Raw genomic sequence first — 21,211 nt, 5'->3', positions numbered from 1 at the left:
GTTTTTCCTGCGCTATTTTTGCGTTCTAAAGTGAGATTTGAACACAATTACTCTCTTTATGAAAGACTAAAAACAAGAAACCGAGCACTAGGCTCGGTTTGCTTGAATCATACGTCTGTATGTGGGGGTTAGGCAGTTAATCGTTGCTTGATTAAGCCAGAAATCTTACCTAAATCGGCACGACCTTCGGCTTTGCTTTTGATTACTCCCATTACCTTACCCATGTCTTGCATACCTGCTGCGTTTGTATCAGCAATAGCCGAGTCAATAAGAGCAATGATTTCTTCTTCACTCAATTGTTGAGGTAAGAATTCTTCAAGAGCTTTAATCTCATTGGCTTCAATTTCTGCTAAATCTTCACGACCCGCATCAATATACTGGGTGTAAGAGTCGCGACGTTGTTTTACAAGCTTCACTAAAACAGCGGTAATTCCGTCGTCGTCTAGCGTGATTTGCTCGTCAATTTCACGTTGCTTGATTGCAGCAAGTACCATGCGGATTGGCTTAAGACGGTCTTTGTCTTTTGCTCTCATCGCATCTTTTTGCGCATCTTTTAGCGTTAATAAAAGGCTCATTTATACAAGACCAAATACTGATTAGTATAATTTAACGCGACGTGCGTTATCGCGAGAAAGCTTCTTCATGTGACGCTTTACTGCAGCAGCTTTTTTACGCTTACGCTCAGCTGTTGGCTTTTCATAGTGCTCGCGACGACGAACTTCTGAAAGGATACCTGCTTTTTCACATGAACGCTTGAAGCGACGAAGTGCTACGTCAAACGGTTCGTTCTCTCTTACTTTAATTACTGGCATTAAAAATTCACCTACCTAAATAATGAGCGTTGCTCAAGTTGATCGAATAACGATCAAGTGGTTCAAAAATGGTGCGGTATTGTAATCCGAAGCAACACCACATGTAAAGAATAATATTAACAGAAACTGAGGCGGCTAAACAGTATTAATTTGGCTCTCGTTGATACAAACGACAAATTACCTGCCCTGCAGATTTCTCCTTTAAAAGCAGCCAGTTATCTGGGGGAGTGAAGCTGCTTAGCTCACTTTCAACTTCCACATAAATCAACGCTTGCTCAGTTAACCATTGATTTGATTCGAGTAATAAACAACTTTTTTCAGCTAAATTTTGTCGGAATGGCGGATCAACAAAAACAAGATCAAACTGCTCATCTAGCGAATTATTTGCCAATAATGCGAGGCTATCGCCCTGTTTAATTGTGGCATTTTCAAGTTTGAGGGTGCTTATATTTTGTATAAGTTGAGATGCAGCACTTTTATCAAGCTCAAAAAATACAGCACGTTTAGCAAAGCGTGACAACGCTTCGAATCCTAACCCGCCAGAACCTGCGAAGCAGTCAAGGACCGCTGCATCACGCGTATCTTGCATTAACCAGTTAAACACGGTTTCCTTAATGCGATCAGTCGTTGGACGTAAACCTTGTACATCTTTAACAGGAAGTTTTCTGCCACGAAATTGTCCGCTAATAATACGGATAAAGCCATTTGCTGATTTATTATTGCTAGCGTTTACTTGGCGGTTAGCTGTTGATTTTTTTCTCATTTAACTCACTAATTATTGGTAACTGACCCCCAGCTCAGATAATATTGCAAGCAATAGCTGGTGTGTCATTTTTCTACTGCGCTAAAAATGGTAGTATTGCGACCTTAGCGATAGATGGTACCCGTTTCGGTTTGGCTGAGCATAGCTGAACTATCACCAAACTATTATTCATGTAAGTTTATCAGATTTTTATAAGTGGTTATTAGCAAGTATGGCAAAAAAAAGTAAATTCTTGTCTTGGTTTGGTTTTGGCAAATCAGAAAAACAACAAGCAGAGCAAACAGCAAATGAGGCTGATAACCAAAAGCAATTAGAAGAACAACAGCGTATTGAAGCTGAAAAAGCGCAAGCGGCGAGCTTAGAGCAGGAACGTATTGCAGCAGAAAAAGCTGAAGCCGAGCGTGTAGAACAAGAACGCATTGCAGCAGAAAAGGCTGAAGCTGAACGTATCGCAGCAGAACAGCAAGCAGCAGAGCAACGTCGTCAAGAACAACAAGCGCGTCTTGCAGAGCAAGAAGCGGCCATGAAGTTAGAACAAGAACGTATTGCAGCGGAACAGGCGCAGCGTGAAGCAGATCAAATTGCAGCAGAGAAGGCACAAGCTGAACGTGTAGAACAAGAACGTATTGCAGCAGAAAAAGCAGAAGCGATGCGCATAGAGCAGGAACGCGCTGCGGCAGAAAAAGCTGAAGCTGAACGTATCGCTGCAGAACAGCAAGCAGCAGAGCAATGTCGTCAAGAACAACAAGCGCGTTTTGCAGAGCAAGAAGCGGCCATGAAGTTAGAGCAAGAGCGTATTGCAGCTGAACAGGCGCAGCGTGAAGCAGAGCAAATTGCAGCACAAAAAGCAGAAGCCGAACGTGTAGAACAAGCACGCGTTGCAGCAGAAAAAGCAGAGGCCGAACGTGTAGAGCAAGCACGTGTTGCAGCCGAGAAAGCTGAAGCCGAACGTGTAGAACAAGAACGCATTGCAGCAGAAAAGGCTGAAGCTGAACGTTTAGAACAAGCACGTATTGCAGCAGAAAAAGCTGAAGCTGAACGTGTAGAACAAGCACGCGTTGCAGCAGAAAAAGCTGAAGCTGAACGTGTAGAACAAGCACGCATTGCAGCAGAAAAAGCTGAAGCTGAACGTGTAGAGCAAGAGCGTATTGCAGCCGAAAAAGCTGAAGCTGAACGTTTAGAACAGGAACGTATTGCAGCAGAAAAAGCTGAAGCTGAACGTGTAGAACAGGAACGTATTGCAGCAGAAAAAGCTGAAGCTGAACGTGTAGAACAGGAACGTATTGCAGCAGAAAAAGCAGAAGCTGAACGTATAGAACAAGCTCGTATTGAAAAAGAAAAAACAGAGCAAGTAACCGATAAACCCAAAAAAGAAGGCTTTTTTGCCCGCCTTAAAAAAGGTTTATTAAAAACTCGCGTTAATATTGGCTCGGGCTTTGCCTCTATTTTTAGTGGTAAAAAAATTGATGATGAGCTATTCGAAGAGTTAGAAACACAGCTATTAACGGCTGATTTAGGTGTCGATACAACCATGAAGTTGATTGATAACCTAACAGATGCAGCCGATCGAAAACAACTTAAAGATGGCGATGCACTTTACGAGCTAATGAAGCAAGAAATGGCCGCAATGTTAAAGACAGCTGAGCAGCCATTAACTGTGCCAGAAAATAAAAAACCGTTTGTTATTTTAATGGTGGGTGTAAATGGGGTGGGTAAAACCACGACCATTGGTAAGCTTGCTAAGCAATTCCAAAATGAAGGTAAATCAGTCATGCTGGCTGCGGGGGATACTTTCCGTGCCGCCGCGGTTGAGCAATTACAAGTGTGGGGTGAGCGTAACAGTATACCTGTTATTGCACAGCATACTGGTGCAGACAGTGCATCGGTTGTGTTTGATGCCTTTCAAGCGGCGAAAGCACGTAATGTAGACGTATTAATCGCGGATACAGCAGGGCGCTTGCAAAATAAAGATAACCTCATGCAAGAGCTTGAAAAAATAGCGCGTGTAATGAAGAAAATAGACCCAGATGCGCCGCATGAAGTCATGCTAACAATTGATGCGGGCACGGGGCAGAATGCCATTAGCCAAGTAAAACTATTTAATGAATGTGTTGGCTTAACGGGTATTACCTTGTCTAAACTGGATGGGACAGCAAAAGGGGGGGTTATCTTTGCTGTGGCAGATAAGTTTAATATTCCAATTCGTTACATAGGCGTAGGCGAGGGAATCGACGACCTGCGTACTTTTAATAGTAATGACTTCATTGATGCGTTGTTTAGCCAAGATGAGGACGACGTATAATTCATAAAAAAGGGAGCATCCTCCCTTTTCAGCTGCAAGATGATTGATAATTAAAATGATAAATTTTCAGCAAGTCAGTAAAACATATCCCGGCGGGCACCGTGCGCTGGAAAAAGTCAGTTTTCATATTAAGTCAGGCGAGTTGGCTTTTTTAACTGGGCATAGTGGCGCAGGTAAAAGTACATTATTAAAGCTGATTAGTTTGATGGAACGTCCATCGGCTGGCAAAGTATTAATTAATGATATTGATTTAAATGCTGTTAAATCTCGTCAAATTCCTTATGTACGCCGTGATATAGGGATTATTTTTCAAAACCATCGTTTGTTAGAACGCTATACGGTATTTGATAATGTCGCTTTGCCGTTGATTATTGAAGGCACACACCATAAACAAATTGCAAAGCGTGTGCATGGTGCGCTTGATAAAGTGGGCTTACTTGATAAAGCCAAATGTAACCCTGCGACTTTATCTGGAGGCGAGCAACAACGCGTGGGAATTGCGAGGGCTATCGTAAATTCACCGCCTATTTTGTTAGCTGATGAACCGACCGGTAATTTAGACCCCGAACTTTCAATGGATATTTTACGCTTATTCGAAGACTTTAATAATCATGGTACGACGGTGTTAATTGCCACCCATGATATTGGTTTAATTGCACGGATGCGCTATCGCAGCCTAACCCTTAAAGATGGACGTATGATCCAGGATCCATTAGCTGAGGGAGCGCTATGAGCCTATTATTTAAAAGTAGAGCCAGTCACAATGATCGTCAGCAGAAATCAATTCTAGCGGCGCCGTATTTCTTTTTTATTAACTTAATCCGTCAAGGTGTGCATAGCTTAGGTGAAATGTGGCGCACGCCACTTGCCTCCTTGATGACCATTGCGGTATTAGGGCTAAGCTTAACGTTACCAGCGACCTTGTATTTAGTCGTGAAAAATGTGTCTCAGGTAAGCAGCGGGTTTGAAGATGCCGCTGAAATTTCGTTGTTTGTTAAAGAGTCTATGACAGAGCAACAAACACAAACATTAGTCAAACGTTTAGCGCTTTACCCTGAAATCGATAAGGTTGAGTTTATTTCTAAAGCGGATGCGCTTGTTGAATTTAAGCAGGTGTCAGGATTTGGACAAGCATTAGAATACTTAGATGCGAATCCACTGCCCGATGTTGTTATTGTGACACCGACGGCACGGTATCGTCAGCCAAATGCTGCTGAACAGTTACTCAAAAAACTTGAAGATGAGCGTGAAGTTGATTTTGGTAAACTGGATATTGCGTGGCTTGAGCGCTTAAACGCACTGTTAAGCTTATTAAAAGAGAGCGTCATTACCATTGCTTTACTATTATTAACCTCGGTGACTTTGATCATTGGAAACACGATTCGTTTATCTATCATGGATAAAAAGGAAGAGATCCAAGTTATGAAGTTAGTGGGGGCAACCAATGCATTTATACATGCGCCATTTTTATGGACGGGTATTTGGTATGGCATTATCGGTGGACTATTTTCATTTATTTGTGTTGCTTTGATGATGTGGTGGCTAGGTGCAGCGGTGAGCGAAGTCGCGGGAGTTTATGGCAGCCGTTTTAATTTAATCGGTTTGACGTTATCTGAATTTGCCATTTTAGTTGCACTTGCAACGGGGCTTGGTTTTGTCGGCTCGTATTTGTCTGTAAATAGATATATAAAAGAAATAGAACCCGATAAAGTATAACAATAAAGTGTAACAATTCGTTGTTACACTGCTTTATTAGCACTAAATAAAAGCAGTAATAAATTTATCGCTCTTTCAATTAAAGCTAGAATTCACCGCATATTCAGCGTGTTAGCGTAGACTAAAAATAGATACAAAAACCACTTGATTTGAACTTTAAAAAAGTTTTTAATTGAAGTTAGCACTCTCGCTTAAAGAGTGCTAAGATGGTTTCAAATGTTTATCACTGAGGTGAAAAATGAGTAAAGATTTATACGCAATGGCACTTACTGCAGGTCAACAAAGCGCGAGTATGGACGGATATCTTCAAGCTGTCAGTACGATTCCAATGCTTGATGCCGAGCATGAAAAGCAGTTAGCGACACGTCTTCAGGAAGAAGGTGATCTTGATGCTGCGAAGCAACTCATTATGTCGCACCTTCGTTTTGTAGCTCACATTGCAAAAAGCTATTCAGGGTATGGTTTACCGCAAGCTGATTTAATTCAGGAAGGTAACATCGGTCTAATGAAGGCTGTAAAACGCTTTGACCCGAGCGTCGGCGTACGCTTAGTTTCATTCGCTGTACATTGGATTAAAGCGGAGATTCATGAATACGTACTAAAAAACTGGCGTATCGTGAAAGTTGCAACGACAAAAGCGCAACGTAAACTATTCTTCAATCTACGTAAAAACAAAAAACGTTTAGGTTGGTTTAACCAAGCCGAGGTTAGCACTGTTGCTAACGAGCTAGGGGTTAGTGAAAAAGAAGTACGTGAGATGGAATCGCGTATGAGTGGCCAAGATATGGGCTTTGATTTAACGGGTGACGACAATGACGATGCACCTACAAGCACCTACTCGCCAGTACAATATTTAACTGATGGCAGTGCTGACCTTGCTGACGATATTGAAGAGCAGCAATGGCAAGAACAGTCGCATGCACGTTTATTTAGTGCATTAAAAACGCTTGATGAACGCTCGCAAGATATCGTAAGTGCTCGTTGGTTAGCTGATGATAAAGCAACCCTGCAAGAGCTTGCTGAAAAGTATAACGTGTCAGCAGAGCGTGTTCGCCAGCTAGAAAAAACAGCGATGAAAAAACTGCAAACAGCCATGAGCTAATGGAGTCACGAGCTAATTAAGAGCTCGGACTTCAGAGTTATCTCTACTATAAAGCCTCGCAAATGCGGGGTTTTCTGTTTTAAGGATGCAGTATGCCAGATACTGATTACCAACACGTACTTAATGAAATTACCAAAGAAGTTCAGCCATTATTGAGTCAAGGCAAAGTGGCAGACTACATTCCTGCACTTGCGGATGTTGAACCAAACCAATTTGCCATTGCTATTCATACTGTCGATGGTCACACTTTTTGCGCTGGTGATTGCCGTGCTCGCTTTACCATTCAGTCTGTGTCTAAAGTGATGACATTAACGCTTGCACTGCAGCGTTATGGTGATGAACTTTGGCAACGCGTGGGCAAAGAGCCTTCTGGTACTGCATTTAACTCGCTCACTCAGCTAGAGTTTGAGCAGGGTATTCCCCGAAACCCGTTTATTAATGCTGGAGCCATCGTGACTTGCGATGCCTTATACAGCCGACTTTCAGCGCCAATGCACTCGATGCTTGAATCTTTTCGTCAACTGTCAGGCAATCCATCGGTTGTGATAGATAAAAAAGTTGCTAATTCAGAGTATGAGTTTCGTCATCGCAATGCCGCTATGGCACACTTAATGAAATCATTTGGTAATTTTAATAATGAAGTCGATGATGTTTTGTGGGCTTATTTTAATTTTTGTGCCATTGAGCTTAACTGTGTGGAGCTCGCTAAAGCGTATAATTATCTTGCAAACCAAGGCAAAGACACCCGGGGTAATAAAGTACTGAGTACAAGACAAAATAAGCAGCTTAATTCGTTGCTGTTTACCAGTGGTTTATATGATGCGGCGGGAGATTTTGGTTACCGTGTTGGGATGCCCGGAAAATCAGGGGTATCGGGCACAATATTAGCCGTTTTACCTAATCAGTTTACAGTTGCTGTGTGGGCACCACGTTTAAACTCATACGGTAACTCAGTGGCTGGGATAGCCGCCCTTGAGCGTTTATCCCAGAAACTGGATATTTCGATTTTTTAATGAGTATTACTGATCCCAGTATACTTGTTCTAAACAATCTTCACGTTCAGGTAAACCACGCGATAGACGCGGAGAGTGCTGTACGAGAACTTCATAACTCGCACGGTTGGCATACTTGCTAATTTGCGCCAGTGATGAGTAAGTCATCGCTGGTTGCTGGTGTTTCGCCGAATTAGCAACATTAAGCTTGTGGTACACATTTGCAGATAAATCATGTAGCACAGCAGCGAGTGCACAATCACCCGCGCCATTGGTGTTTTTAATGCTATCAGGGCCGCCCATAAATGGGGCAGTGTGGCTGTATGCACGGATTGGGTTTTGACAATCGTCTTTTCTCATTGCACGCGAAAATTCATAGCGATTAAAGTCAGCGATAGCGCCTGGTAGCAGCGGGTACTCTGTTTCGCGTTTAAATTGCTCGTCAACATAACCGGCCATAAACAAGCCTTTTTCACCTGCAGTACAAATCACTAAGTCGGTCCAATCAAGTGCTTTATCTGCCGCAAGAAGTGGGTCTTCGAAGCCTGTAATCGCAAGGCCTTCTTCTTCATTCATTGCTAAGATATCGACATGCTTTTTAACAAAGTCGGCCCACCATGAAGGGTCTTGCTCAATTAAGAATTTAGTGCCTAGAGTCAATACCACTGGCACGTCTGCATCATTGGCATATTTAACTGCCTGCATAGTTGCTTCTGTCATGGTTTCATCACCTTGGGTACGCATTAAATACGCGCTGATCACAAGTGCTGATGAATTTTCAATTAACTCTTTATCAATTGATTCAGGACGTAGATGATTCATTAAACCTGCGCTTATCGCGAAGGTGCGCTCACCAGTTTCATCAATCAGTGTAAAACAGCGACCAATTGGGCCATCAACAGGTTGTAAATAATCTAGATCAACCCGGCTTGATGTATTACATAAAAAACGGTACGCATAGCTGCCAATTTTAATGTTTTCACTCATTACACCTAACAACACAGAGCGATCATCAGCAAGTGTTGAGTAGTTATGCATCGTGTTACCGATGGTGCCACCTGCGAACTCGTAATCGATCATATCGTCAAGCTTTAGGCGGTCATATAATGCATTGGTAATGTCGCTATCAATTACCTGTGACATGCCACGGCGCAATTGAAATTCATCGAGGAAAGCTTGATCAACTTTCGCTTCAATATCGACAACTATTTGATCGATACCCGTTATATAACTACGTTGTAGCCGCTCGGTTGAGTTCAGTTGATTTGTTAGTGGATCTTTGGCTTCCACTGGAAAATAATGTTTATGCCTGCGGCGTCCAGGAAATTTCATTTGCTACCCGTGTATTGATATCAATTGCAAAGTGTAAATCAACAAATTTACCTAGTTGAATTGCTATTAGCTAAATAAAAAAAGCGCGAGATTATAGCGCAATATAGGTTCATTGAGCCATGATAAAGCCATTAAAATTTACTTTAATTTTTTAGTGTAGTCTTAATTATCGCCCTTTTTATCGACTAACTAGGTATAATTACAGGCAGTTTACAAGTTTTGTGTGATTTATGAGCGAACAATATAGCGACGAATACTGGATGAAAAAAGCCCTCGCTTATGCAAATGAGGCGGGAAACATTAATGAAATTCCTGTGGGGGCGGTATTAGTCAAAGACAATCAATTAATAGCGTATGGGTATAATCGCTCAATTACTGATAACGACCCTTCTGCTCATGCCGAAATGATGGCTATTCGTGAAGCAGGTAAGGCACTTAATAATTATCGGCTTATTGATTGCACTTTATATGTCACTTTAGAGCCTTGCTCTATGTGTGCAGGGCTATTAGTTCATAGCCGAATTAAGCGTCTGGTATTCGGCGCAAAAGACGCTAAAACAGGATCGGCTGGGTCTATTATGAACTTACTGCAAGAACCGCGTCTTAATCATCAGGTTGAAGTAACCGGTGAGATAATGGCTGAGCAATGTGGGGCTGTAATTTCGGCATTTTTTAAACGCCGCAGAGAAGAGAAAAAAGCGGCTAAACTCGCTGCTCGCAACGCCTAGTTAAACAACTGGCGTTGCAGGATTTTCCTGTGCTTCCATTAATTGCATCGCGAATAAACGACGACGCCAAATAACTTTTTTGTGGGTATTGCGTAACATAATACGACGGCGAGTCGCTGTCGAATAGATAACATTCCGTTTGAACTTATGTGTGGTACGTCTTCTTTTTAACATGTGTGCTCCTTAAGTGAAAGTAAAGCATGACATTGTCCATTCCATCAATACTAGAAGATAATGATCATTTGATGACAAGTAAACAGGTTTCTCTGGCTTTAGGCTAGTTGTTATCTGGCTTTTGCTGTTCAGAGCTGGTTTGTTGTTGAGTGTCAGCTGGTTGAGCCGTATTTTCATCTAACTCAGGCGAAATGACGGGTTGTTCTTCAATGTTTTCTTCAGTGCTTGGATTGGCAATCGCATCATTTTCATCCAACCAAACCAAAGCATCGTAGTAACGGCGAATATTATCAACATACTTCACGGCAACATCGCCACGCGCGTAACCGTATTTAGTTTGACGATAATAACGCTTTTTAATGAGCAGCGGTAAGCGTTTTTTTACATCAGCCCATTTATCAGGGCTCGCGCCTTCTTGTTCTGTGATAATTCTCGCATCATTTACATGCCCCCACCCGACATTGTAAGAGGCTAATGCAAACCAAGTACGATCAGGCTGTGGGATGCGTTCTGGGATCCATGAAATGAGTTGAGCTAAATATTCGGCGCCCCCTTTGATGTTTTGCTCTGGGGCTAAGCGATTTGTTACACCCACTTGTTTCGCAGTCGCTTGTGTAAGCATCATGATACCACGCACTCCGGTGGGCGATTTCGCTTTAGGGTTCCACATCGATTCTTGGTAACTGAGGGCTGCTAACAAGCGCCAATCAATATTACCTGCATACTGCTCAAACCACGGTTGGTATTTGGGTAAGGTTTCTTTTATGGCCTCAATATATGCCAGTGTATTCACATAATTGAACTGCCTTACATGGCCAAAATACTTTTCTTCGAGGACGTATAACTGATTATTTTGTTTTACCTCGCCGAAAAAAGGCACCATCAAAGCGTATAAAGAATCATCACCATCTTTTCTGAGTAGCCAAGCTATTGGGTCGTTTCTTGTTACTGAAAAGCCAATACTCAAATTAGGGTGATAGCGTCTAAACAACGATAACGTGTGTGAATCAGCCAGTGTGTAATCTATTTCATTATCAATCACCGCCTGTAGTAGCTCTTCCTCATCCATGTCTTCTGTTTCGTGCCAAGTTAGATTGGGATGAAGTTGCTTTAGCTGTTGCAGCGCTAAGGAGTGGCTGCTTTTGGCGAGTACGGTTAGGTTACCTGTTAAATCTGCAAACTCACGAGGACGAACATGCCCTTGTTTATAAACAAGCTTTTGACTAATTGTGCGGTAAGTCGGGCCGAATCGGTAGTGCTGCGCGCGAATTGTATTGTAGGTAAGACCCGATGCAATCACATCTAAATCGCCACTTTCGAGGCGAGCAAACATGTCGGATAAATTAAAAAATGGCACCATTTCAAGCTCAACACCGACGTAGTCAGCAAACTCTTGCGCCAATTCATATTCGAAACCTTGTACGCCTTGAGGGGCTTGGTAATAATTACTCGCACCCGCTAATGTGCCAATTCTAATTTTATTTTGTGCTTTGATTTGCGCTAATTGCGATGGTTGCTGTTGCATATCACACGCGCACAACATGAGCACTAGGCTAAAAATAGCGAGTAACTTTTGCATAAAAAATAAATGCCCCTTAATACATTACTTTACCGTTATAGCAAAACTTCGTTGCTGCGTCACTTGGCGAATAGTACTAACAAAAATTATGAGCGACCTTATCGTTATTTTATCAACTATAACAAGGGTCTGTATTATGACGACTGGTGAGCCTATCAACGTGAAGATTTATAACAGCTTTCATTGTGTTTAATTCCAACTGAAACTCGCATTTATACGGCGTAATTGATTTTAATAAGGGGGTGACCATTCTTTGCAATCAATACCTTGCCTAAATCGCGTTTAATTCCAACTGAAACTCGCATTTTGAGGTGGCTGGGATGTATACCCAAACCACCTCAAAATACAGAATTCAGCGTTTCACAGGTGCTGAATATCAAGGCGTTGCTTTGCAACAAGGGTGCTCCCTTGTAAAAAGCAACAACGCCGAGAGTCAGTTTTTGTGGAACGCCCTGCGGGTTGGTTTAAACGCGATTTATACGGCGTAATTGATTTTAATAAGGGGGTGACTATTCTTTGCAATCAATACCTTGCCTAAATCGCGTTTAATTCCAACTGAAACTCGCATTTCGAGGTGGTTTGGGTATATAATACGCGCCTAAAATATCGTTCAATCCCTAACCCCGGATGAAAATACCTATGTTGATCCTTCGTGGTGCACCAGCACTTTCCGATTTTAGAGTTCAGAAAATTTTAGCGCGTTGCCAACAGGCGCAACTTCCAGTCACCAATGTTTATGCAGAATTCATGCATTTTGCTGATCTTACTGCTGAGCTTTCAGCTGATGAGCACACTAAACTGGAGAAGCTTCTTACTTATGGTCCAACTATTGCCGAGCATACACCAGCAGGGTCGTTAATTCTTGTAACGCCGCGTCCTGGTACTATTTCGCCTTGGGCATCTAAAGCAACTGACATTGCACACAACTGTGGTTTGAGCCAAGTTCACCGTGTAGAGCGTGGTATTGCATATTATGTTGAAGGTCAGTTAAGTGCTGAGCAGCTTGCAGACGTTGCTGCGTTATTGCATGACCGTATGACCGAAGCAACACACGCTGAGATGGCTGATGCTGCTAAGCTGTTCCGTCATGATGAACCACGTCCTATGTCATCAGTTGACATTTTAGGTGGTGGCCGTGAAGCGCTTGCGACAGCTAATGTTGAGCAAGGTTTTGCACTTGCTGATGACGAAATTGATTACCTGGTAGAAAACTTCCAAAAGTTAGGGCGTAATCCGAACGACATCGAATTATTCATGTTTGCACAAGCAAACTCTGAGCACTGTCGTCATAAAATCTTTAATGCTGATTGGACAATTGATGGCATCGAACAGCCAAAATCATTGTTCAAAATGATCAAAAATACCTACGAGCAAAATCCTGAAAACGTACTATCAGCTTATAAAGATAACGCTGCGGTAATGAAAGGCTCGGTAGCAGGTCGCTTCTTCCCGAATAACGAAGGTGAGTACGCGTATCATCAAGAAAACATCGAAATTTTGATGAAAGTTGAAACTCACAACCACCCAACAGCTATTGCGCCATTCTCAGGTGCATCAACAGGCTCTGGTGGTGAAATTCGTGATGAGGGTGCAACAGGTCGTGGTTCTAAACCTAAAGCGGGTTTAGTTGGCTTTACGGTATCTAACTTACGCATTCCTGGTTATGAGCAACCGTGGGAAACTGATTTCGGCAAACCAGGTCGTATCGTTACTGCACTTGATATCATGACAGAAGGTCCATTAGGTGGCGCGGCATTTAACAACGAATTTGGTCGTCCTAATCTACTTGGTTATTTCCGTACATACGAAGAAAAAGTATCAAGCCATAACGGTGAAGAAGTACGTGGTTACCACAAACCAATTATGCTTGCCGGTGGTTTAGGTAATATCCGTTCTGAGCATGTTCAAAAAGGTGAAATCCCAGTTGGTGCAAAACTTATTGCACTAGGTGGTCCTGCGATGAACATCGGTCTAGGTGGTGGTGCTGCGTCAAGTATGACATCTGGCCAATCGAATGAAGATCTTGATTTTGCCTCTGTTCAACGTGAAAACCCTGAAATGGAGCGCCGTTGTCAGGAAGTTATCGACAAATGTTGGCAATTAGGTGATGCAAACCCAATCGCTTTCATTCACGATGTGGGTGCGGGTGGTTTATCAAACGCATTCCCTGAGCTAGTAGACGACGGTGGTCGTGGTGGTAAATTCCAACTACGTGATATCCCGAATGATGAGCCGGGTATGGCACCACACGAAATTTGGTGTAACGAATCACAAGAACGCTATGTACTTGCTGTTGCGCCAGAAGATTTCCCACGTTTCGAGGCAATTTGTAAACGTGAACGTGCAGAATTCGCAGTGATTGGTGAAGCCACTGAAGAGCGTCACTTAACGGTTGAAGACAGCCACTTTGGTAATAATCCAGTAGACCTTCCTCTTGATGTATTACTTGGTAAAGCACCAAAAATGCACCGCGAAGTTGAGTCTAAAAAAGCACAGTCGCAGCCATTAGATGTCACGGCAATTGATGCGGCTGATGCAGCGCAGCGCTTATTACGCTTACCAACGATTGCAGAAAAAACTTTCTTAATCACCATTGGTGACCGTACGGTAACGGGCTTAGTTGCACGTGACCAAATGGTCGGTCCTTGGCAGGTGCCAGTTGCAAACTGTGCGGTAACAGCTGCGACGTATGATACTTACCACGGTGAAGCAATGTCATTGGGTGAGCGCACGCCAGCTGCACTTCTAAACTATGGTGCGTCTGCACGTTTAGCGGTGGCTGAGTCATTAACGAACATTGCATGTGCTAACATCGGTGGCCTTGAAAATATCAAGCTATCTGCAAACTGGATGGCAGCAGCGGGTCACCCAGGTGAAGATGCGGGTCTTTACGAAGCGGTTAAAGCGGTAGGTGAAGAGTTGTGTCCGGCACTTGGTTTAACGATCCCTGTGGGTAAAGACTCAATGTCGATGAAGACACAGTGGGATGAAAACGGTGAACAAAAATCAGTAACAGCTCCATTATCACTGATCATCACTGCATTCGGTCGCGTTGAAGACGTACGTAAAACAGTAACGCCACAGCTTCGCACTGATAAAGGTGAGTCATCGCTATTATTAGTCGATTTAGGTGCGGGTCAAAACCGACTGGGCGCATCAAGCCTTGCACAGGTTTACAAGCAATTAGGTGATGTAACCCCAGACGTTGATAACCCTGCGTTATTAAAAGGTTTCTATGAAGCGATGCAAGCGCTTGTTGCTGATAACAAGTTACTTGCTTACCACGACCGTTCTGATGGTGGTTTATTTACCACAATCGCTGAAATGGCGTTTGCTGGCCACACAGGCGTAACGGTTGACCTTGCTGGCTTAACGGGGTCAGACATCGAAGCACTTTATAACGAAGAGCTCGGTGCAGTAATTCAAGTTGCTAACGCAGATTTAGACGCAGTTAAAGCGGTACTTGCTGATCACGGCTTAGCGGCTATTAGCCATGAAATTGGTGCATTAAATGCCGATGACCGTGTGGTATTTACTCGCGGTGATGCAGTCGTGCTTAATCACACACGCACAGAGCTTCGTACAATTTGGGCAGAAACAACTTACCAAATGCAAGCACGTCGTGATAACCCTGAGTGTGCTAAGCAAGAGTTTGATGCAAAATTTGATGCCAAAGACCCAGGTCTGAACGTTAAATTAAACTTCGACTTAAACGAAGACGTCGCTGCACCTTACATTGCAACAGGTGCAAAACCGAAAATGGCTATCTTACGTGAGCAAGGTGTTAACTCTCACTTAGAAATGGCTGCGGCATTTAACCGCGCAGGTTTTGCAGCGGTAGACGTACACATGAGCGACATTCTTGAAGGTCGTTTAACACTAGAGCAGTTTAAAGGCTTAGTGGCATGTGGTGGTTTCTCTTACGGTGACGTACTGGGTGCGGGTGAAGGTTGGGCTAAGTCAATCTTATTTAACGAGATGGCTCGCGAGCAGTTCCAAAGCTTCTTCCACCGCGAAGATACATTCAGCTTAGGTGTGTGTAATGGCTGTCAAATGCTTTCAACATTGAAAGAGTTGATCCCAGGCACAGAGCACTGGCCACGTTTTGTAACCAATAAGTCAGAGCGTTTTGAAGCACGTTTTAGCCTTGTAGAAGTACAAGAAAACCCATCGGTATTCTTTAATGGTATGGCGGGTTCTCGTATGCCAATCGCTGTTTCTCACGGTGAAGGTCATGCTGAGTTTGCTAACAGTGATGCAGTAAAAGCCGCGATTGAGTCAGGCACTGTGGCTGTGAAGTTTGTTGATAACTACGGTAACCCAACAACGCAATACCCAGCTAACCCGAACGGTTCGCCAGAGGGTATCACAGGTATTACGTCTACAGATGGCCGTGCAACGGTTATGATGCCTCACCCAGAGCGTGTATTCCGTACGGTAGCGAACTCATGGCACCCTGATGAGTGGACAGAAGACAGCCCGTGGATGCGTATGTTCCGCAACGCACGCAAAAACGTGGGGTAGAGTTTAAGTAATCTACTTAGGTTCATATAAACCGGTTAAACTAAAAAGGCTGCACTATTAAGTGCAGCCTTTTTGTTTATAATGGGTTGAGAAGCGAGAAGCGAGAAGCGAGAAGCGAGAAGCGAGAAGCGAGAAGCGAGAAGCGAGAGCAAAGGCAAGGAGAGTTTTTTGAAGTTTAAACGTGCTATTACAGGCTTGTTAGGTTTAGTGCTCGGGGTTTTTCTGCTTGCCTATATCTTTAGATTACCACTGACCTCATGGTACTTAACGCCTGTGCTGAGTGCTAATGGCATTGAGCTGCATTGTATTGATTGGTCACTAACAAGAAAGCTTGATTTAAAGGTCGAAAAGCTGTGTTTGACTTATCAAGGACAGCAATTAGAAGTTGCGGGTATACGTGCTAATAAGCAGCAAATTATCATTTCTCGTGCCAACCTTACGATCAATAGCCCCTTATCAAAAAGCGACAATCAGCGCACAGAATTAAAAAAACTTGCTTTAGACCTTCCAAAGCAAAGACCGCTTATAAATATTGAGCAGCTTGATATTTCGTCGGGTTTTAGCGCCGAGCCGGTTAGAGTCACCGTGCAAGAAAATCGCTTAAATCACTTTACAGTCAGCCGCGATATTAATGCGGATGTCACGGTTACTGGTGGTGAGATAGTCGCCAATATAATGCTTAATGATGAACTTGCCGGAAGGTTTATTGCGCTGCCAAAAAATGCCCATTTTTCGACTGACTCACAGATTAAGTTTGATGGCATAACACTCAATGTGGCCAGCTCTGTTACTGCCGATTATCAACATCAACATGAACATCAACATCAGCAAAATAAGCAAAGCATCGAACACTGTGATTTTAGCGCACAGAGCCGTGGCCAAGTAACGGCTGAATTTCAGCTCAATCAACAACAGCTCACTGCTGATTTGAGTGGTTTAAAAAATCAAGTCGTTATTTCACCTATTTGTTTAGATAAAATCGAACAGCAGCAATACAAAGAGTTTGCACGAGCACACACCCCCCTTACTTGGCATGTGCAGTTTACACAACCCATTGCGCTGCAACAAAAGCAGCTTTCTTTACCCGAGTTGGAACTGACTTCAAGTAATGAACAAGGCCAATTGGTGTTTAAAAATACCCAATTAGCGCTAGACGCTCCCATTAAAACACTTTACTCACACGCTGTAGTAAATTTCACCAGTGACGATATAGATAAGCTAATGTTGAAGGCTCGTATTGAAGCAGGGCGCGTTAACTCTGAATTTCAACTTTCACTGACATCACTGCCTGATTTTATTGATGTACTAGCGGATGGCGTGAGTATCAAAGGTGAAGTAGAGCTTGAGAATATACTTACTCGTCCTATAGCGGGTAATCTCAATGCTGATATATCCGTTAAAAGAGCTCAAGTTTTTGATGCGAAAGTGACTGATTTAAAAACTAAAATAAACGTGCATCTCAGTGATTCACAGAACGTAACAGCGAAACTCAATAGTGCAATAAAGTCAGCGACCTATAAAAATATGCAGATGTCGGGACTAACAAATGAGCTCACAGTGAAGAGTGATTTAAGTGTGGGAGAGTTATTTGCTGATATTAGCGCGACCAGTAAATTAGCTAAGCTAGTGACTCCTAAACTGACATTAACGAATTTGTCTGTGGTGTCAAATGCAACCCAAAGTCGCGCATTACAGGCAACGCACCATGTTTTTGTCGACGGTATTGAAGCGCTGATAACACATCATATGTCTAAGGTTGCTCATCCATTTGAGTTGGTGATACCTGAACAAGCTATGTCAAAACTCAACCCTATTTTAAAGCAGTTTGAGCCATTAGCGACGTTAACCGATGGCGTTATCTCGGGCCTTATAAAAGGTGACGTAAATTTACTGCAGGCAAGCGGGGATATCCGCATTGCAAAGCTCAGTGCGCTTTATAATGATTATCTCGCTAATGATTTTAACACTCAGGTGAAGGCGGAGTTTAATTCAGGTCAGCTTAATATTGCCCCAACTAAATTTACACTTAATGAACTGCGTGCAGGTGCTGTGGTTACAAAATTACAAGGCCTATTACAGGTTGACGCAAATCAGCCATGTACATCAAATGTCACTGGTCTTGTGATGGGGGGAGCATTTGTTGTGAATGAATTTTGCCCGCTTGCAACAAGTCAAACTGCAATGATTAAGTTCGAAAACATCGACGCCAGCAAGTTGGTAACGCTGGATGCGGAGTCAGGTATTAGTTTATCTGGGCGCTTAGCAGGGACCTTGCCTGTCATTATAAATGAGCAGGGCATTGCCGTTAAGCAAGGGCAGCTGGTTAATCAAGGCGATGGTAAATTATTGATTACTAACAATGCAGGTTTTGAAGCGGTAAAAGCACAGCAACAAGAACTAAGTACCACGCTTAGCTTGTTAGAGAATTTAGATATTAAACAATTAAAAAGCAGTGTTGATCTTAAACCGGATGGGTGGCTGCACTTAGGTGTTAACTTACAAGGCTTTAATGAAAAACAGCAGCAAGCCGTTAATTTTAACTATAATCACGAGGAAAATGTGTTTACGTTATTAAGAGCACTGCGTTTAAGTGATGAGATTACTCAAAAGGTTGAGAAAGAGTATGCAAAAAAAGGAAGCAATAATGGCTAAATGGTTAGTAATGCTAACAGCCGTCGGTTTGTTAAGTGCTTGCACACACCGCGTTGAGGTAGCAGCAAAAGAACCGATTACAATCAACTTAAATGTGAAAGTTGATCACGAAATCCGCGTTAAAGTGGATAAAGAACTCGACACGTTATTCAGTGACGACAGCGAATTATTCTAAGGAGCAAACATGCGTAAATTCCAACTTAAAAAATTGAATGTGATCACTTTAATCAGTGCTGTTTGTTTATCATTTTCTGCTTGGGCTATTAGCCTAGATGAGGCTAAAAACCAAGGATTAGTGGGTGAAGATAGCTCTGGTTATCTCGGATTAGTCGTCAATAACAGTGAAGCGAAAGCCGTGGTTGATGAAATCAATGCGAAGCGTAAAGAGCAATACTTGAAACTTGCCAAAAAGAACAATTTATCTTTAGCGCAAGTAGAGGCATTGGCGGCTGCGAAAACTATCGAAAAAACAAAACCTGGTCACTATATTGAAGTGAATGGTCAATGGGTAAAAAAATAACCTATTAAAGGTGCTAAAAGCCAGCGAAAGCTGGCTTTAGCCTTTATCAATACAGCTTTTTAACAGCTGCTGCCAAAAGTCGATACCCTTGCGTCTTGCAAGTTTAATATTATGCTCAGGAATAGATTCAGGCTCATCGTAGTTGGCGAGCGCTTCGCTCATACTCGCTTCACGAATTAAATGAAGTGTCGGGTACGGAGCACGGTTTGTATAATTTGCAGCATCTGTCTCATCACTATCCGCAAACACATAGTCGGGATGAAAATTAGCGATTTGATATTTCCCTTCAAAGCCTTGTGCAACTAGTAGTGCGTTGGCTAGGTCGACCAAATCTAAAAACTCGTCAAAATCACTAAAGCCTTGCTCAAACATTAGTAAAGTTGTTTCGCGCTGCTCATTGTGGTCAAGTTCCGTGCATTGCTCAAGCATATCCATGACAGCATCATCTAGTGTTACTGACGGACTGACTTGATAGTGAATACAGTTGTTTTCTACTTCTTTACGGGCAAATGGGCAAAAGTTGTATTTTACAATGACACTTGATACCCATTCGCGCATTTGTAGCTCGGGACGGCTTTTTGGCAGGTTATGATTCACGTTGTTTCTCTAAAAATTGCTCAATTAATTGCACTGTTCTACGAATAGCACCTTGATTATTAATAACACATTTTGCGGCTTGTTGACCTAACTTAACGAGGGCCTCGTTATCGGCACTTAAAGCGATAAGTGTTTCGGCAAGGTGCTGTTCATTGTTAACTGTTTTAGCGCCTTCAGCGTTTATAAGCTCAGGGTAAATATGGTCAAAATTATACGTGTGAGGACCTGCTAGTACGCCAACTGAAAATGCCGCAGACTCGAGTGGGTTATGGCCACCTCGTTCAATTAAACTGCCGCCAATGTAGCTTATGCGAGCAACGCCATACAGGCATTGTAGTTCACCTAAGGTATCGGCAAGAACGATTTGTTGGCTCGTATAATTATTCTCGCTGCGACGACTAAAAGTCATGTCTGAATGTTTAAGGAGTGATGCTACTTTATCAAATTGTTCAGGATGACGCGGAGCTATAATTAACAGGGCATCGGGTACTACACTGAGCAACTGCTGATGTGCACTTAGAACACGCTCATGTTCAATTGGGTGGGTTGAACCTGCAACCCAAATAAAGCGCGCGTTGTTATATTCGCTTTTAAGAGCGGCAACTTTATCTAATTGCGCGCGCGTGGGGGTTATATCAAACTTAATTGAGCCAAAGACACGCACCTTCTGCGGCGCTAAACCTAACTCAATAAAACGGTTAGCATCATCTTGGTTATGACTGGCAAGGGCGCTAATTGATTTCATAATCACGTTTGTTAAGGGCATCACTTTTTGATACCCCTGCTGCGACTTAGCTGAAAGCCGCGCATTTAAAACAAGTACTTCAATATTGCGTTTTTTACATTGCGCCATTAAATTGGGCCACAACTCTGTTTCCAGAATGCACAGGACGCGAGGCTTAATTCGCTTTAAAAACCGGCTGGTGGCACACGGGAAATCAATCGGTAAATAACAGCAACTGAGCGTATTTTTAAAGTTGTTCTTTATTTGCTCACGACCAGTGGGTGTATTACAGGTTACTAAAATACTTAGCTGCGAATTTTGCTGTTGCAGCGCCTTGATAAGTGGCGTTGCTGCTAAAACCTCACCAACAGACGCGCAATGTATAACCACGTCATGCTGTTGTAATGATGAAACACCAAAACGCTGTGTAAAATGCGCACGGTAGCCTTTATTTTTTTTACCACGCAAAGCGTAAAGGTAGAAAATAATAAGCGGGCTAAGAATGTATAAAATGAGAGAATATAAAATACGTGCCATTGGTTAGCCTATCAGTGTAAAACATTATGATAGCGTGTTAGCCAATCGAGCTAAATATAAAATGTTAAAAAGGGTTATCTTGCAGAGTTTTAAGTGTTTCGTCGCCGCTAATTTGGTAGTATTTCAGTTACTTTATATTTAGTCTTTATAGTTATGA

Annotated in this window: 19 protein-coding genes; 11 read left to right on the top strand and 8 right to left on the bottom strand. The window is 42.7% G+C overall.

Annotated elements, in window-relative coordinates; translation table 11 throughout:
- Window positions 1–128 precede the first annotated feature (128 nt).
- From ACSSVW_RS05880 to rsmD, 3 genes are all read right to left on the bottom strand, one after another.
- Window positions 129–575: a GatB/YqeY domain-containing protein gene (locus ACSSVW_RS05880; protein WP_036971016.1), complete on the bottom strand. Its 447-nt coding sequence runs from the start codon at window positions 573–575 to the stop codon at window positions 129–131.
- Between the two features lie 21 nt (window positions 576–596).
- Window positions 597–812, bottom strand: a complete 216-nt coding sequence (gene rpsU, locus ACSSVW_RS05875; protein WP_002957797.1) for a 30S ribosomal protein S21 — start codon at window positions 810–812, stop codon at window positions 597–599.
- 145 nt (window positions 813–957) lie between these two features.
- Window positions 958–1,575 carry a 16S rRNA (guanine(966)-N(2))-methyltransferase RsmD gene (gene rsmD / locus ACSSVW_RS05870; protein ID WP_454179009.1) on the bottom strand — a complete coding sequence of 206 codons (618 nt, stop codon included), beginning with the start codon at window positions 1,573–1,575 and terminating at the stop codon, window positions 958–960.
- A gap of 211 nt (window positions 1,576–1,786) precedes the next feature.
- Here rsmD and ftsY point away from each other — a divergent pair, with 211 nt between their 5' ends.
- The 5 genes from ftsY (at window position 1,787) to glsB (ending at window position 7,708) form a co-directional block, all read left to right on the top strand.
- Complete coding sequence (ftsY, locus tag ACSSVW_RS05865) at window positions 1,787–3,877, top strand: signal recognition particle-docking protein FtsY (protein WP_454179008.1); 2,091 nt, start codon at window positions 1,787–1,789, stop codon at window positions 3,875–3,877.
- Window positions 3,878–3,932: 55 nt separating this feature from the next.
- The gene (ftsE, locus tag ACSSVW_RS05860; RefSeq protein ID WP_036971003.1) at window positions 3,933–4,610 is read left to right on the top strand and encodes a cell division ATP-binding protein FtsE; all 678 of its coding nucleotides are present in this window, start codon (window positions 3,933–3,935) and stop codon (window positions 4,608–4,610) included.
- Complete coding sequence (ftsX, locus tag ACSSVW_RS05855; RefSeq protein ID WP_065978123.1) at window positions 4,607–5,593, top strand: permease-like cell division protein FtsX; 987 nt, start codon at window positions 4,607–4,609, stop codon at window positions 5,591–5,593. The genes ftsE and ftsX overlap by 4 nt, the downstream gene beginning before the upstream one ends.
- A 238-nt stretch (window positions 5,594–5,831) precedes the next feature.
- A complete protein-coding gene (rpoH, locus tag ACSSVW_RS05850; protein ID WP_036970997.1) occupies window positions 5,832–6,695 on the top strand; it encodes an RNA polymerase sigma factor RpoH in 864 nt (287 codons plus the stop codon).
- A 92-nt stretch (window positions 6,696–6,787) separates the two neighbouring features.
- A complete protein-coding gene (gene glsB / locus ACSSVW_RS05845; protein ID WP_036970994.1) occupies window positions 6,788–7,708 on the top strand; it encodes a glutaminase B in 921 nt (306 codons plus the stop codon).
- A gap of 6 nt (window positions 7,709–7,714) precedes the next feature.
- Here the strand turns inward: glsB and ACSSVW_RS05840 are convergent, their stop codons facing one another.
- Window positions 7,715–9,019, bottom strand: coding sequence for an inosine/guanosine kinase (locus ACSSVW_RS05840; RefSeq protein WP_036970992.1), 1,305 nt, complete (start codon window positions 9,017–9,019; stop codon window positions 7,715–7,717).
- Between the two features lie 230 nt (window positions 9,020–9,249).
- On the opposite strand from ACSSVW_RS05840, the gene tadA reads away from it, so the two are divergent.
- Window positions 9,250–9,747, top strand: a complete 498-nt coding sequence (gene tadA, locus ACSSVW_RS05835) for a tRNA adenosine(34) deaminase TadA (protein WP_065978122.1) — start codon at window positions 9,250–9,252, stop codon at window positions 9,745–9,747.
- On the opposite strand, the gene ACSSVW_RS05830 is transcribed toward tadA, so the two are convergent.
- On the bottom strand, window positions 9,748–9,921 hold the full coding sequence (locus tag ACSSVW_RS05830) for a hypothetical protein (protein WP_454179007.1): 174 nt from the start codon (window positions 9,919–9,921) through the stop codon (window positions 9,748–9,750). It abuts the gene before it with no gap.
- A gap of 103 nt (window positions 9,922–10,024) precedes the next feature.
- The gene (gene mltF / locus ACSSVW_RS05825; RefSeq protein WP_036970988.1) at window positions 10,025–11,500 is read right to left on the bottom strand and encodes a membrane-bound lytic murein transglycosylase MltF; all 1,476 of its coding nucleotides are present in this window, start codon (window positions 11,498–11,500) and stop codon (window positions 10,025–10,027) included.
- 320 nt (window positions 11,501–11,820) lie between these two features.
- Here mltF and ACSSVW_RS05820 point away from each other — a divergent pair, with 320 nt between their 5' ends.
- The 5 genes from ACSSVW_RS05820 to ACSSVW_RS05800 all read left to right on the top strand — a co-directional run bounded on the left by ACSSVW_RS05820 (window position 11,821) and on the right by ACSSVW_RS05800 (window position 19,196).
- Entirely contained in the window at window positions 11,821–11,988 is a 168-nt protein-coding gene (locus tag ACSSVW_RS05820; RefSeq protein WP_421419298.1) for a hypothetical protein, read from the top strand.
- Between the two features lie 151 nt (window positions 11,989–12,139).
- Window positions 12,140–16,024: a phosphoribosylformylglycinamidine synthase gene (gene purL / locus ACSSVW_RS05815; RefSeq protein ID WP_421419299.1), complete on the top strand. Its 3,885-nt coding sequence runs from the start codon at window positions 12,140–12,142 to the stop codon at window positions 16,022–16,024.
- 168 nt (window positions 16,025–16,192) lie between these two features.
- Window positions 16,193–18,676: a YdbH domain-containing protein gene (locus ACSSVW_RS05810; protein WP_454179006.1), complete on the top strand. Its 2,484-nt coding sequence runs from the start codon at window positions 16,193–16,195 to the stop codon at window positions 18,674–18,676.
- On the top strand, window positions 18,669–18,851 hold the full coding sequence (locus tag ACSSVW_RS05805) for a YnbE family lipoprotein (protein WP_036970983.1): 183 nt from the start codon (window positions 18,669–18,671) through the stop codon (window positions 18,849–18,851). The genes ACSSVW_RS05810 and ACSSVW_RS05805 overlap by 8 nt, the downstream gene beginning before the upstream one ends.
- 9 nt (window positions 18,852–18,860) lie before the next feature.
- Window positions 18,861–19,196 (top strand): YdbL family protein, encoded by a 336-nt coding sequence (locus ACSSVW_RS05800; protein ID WP_074988845.1) that lies wholly within the window; start codon window positions 18,861–18,863, stop codon window positions 19,194–19,196.
- A 36-nt stretch (window positions 19,197–19,232) separates the two neighbouring features.
- On the opposite strand, the gene ACSSVW_RS05795 is transcribed toward ACSSVW_RS05800, so the two are convergent.
- A complete protein-coding gene (locus ACSSVW_RS05795; protein WP_036971769.1) occupies window positions 19,233–19,754 on the bottom strand; it encodes a DUF1415 domain-containing protein in 522 nt (173 codons plus the stop codon).
- 28 nt (window positions 19,755–19,782) lie between these two features.
- The gene (waaA, locus tag ACSSVW_RS05790; RefSeq protein ID WP_421419301.1) at window positions 19,783–21,054 is read right to left on the bottom strand and encodes a lipid IV(A) 3-deoxy-D-manno-octulosonic acid transferase; all 1,272 of its coding nucleotides are present in this window, start codon (window positions 21,052–21,054) and stop codon (window positions 19,783–19,785) included.
- Window positions 21,055–21,211: the final 157 nt, after the last annotated feature.

Source organism: Pseudoalteromonas sp. MBR-15 (assembly GCF_053628915.1).
The sequence above is the reverse complement of the archived record's forward strand: the minus strand, read 5'-3'. Positions and strand labels throughout refer to the sequence as shown.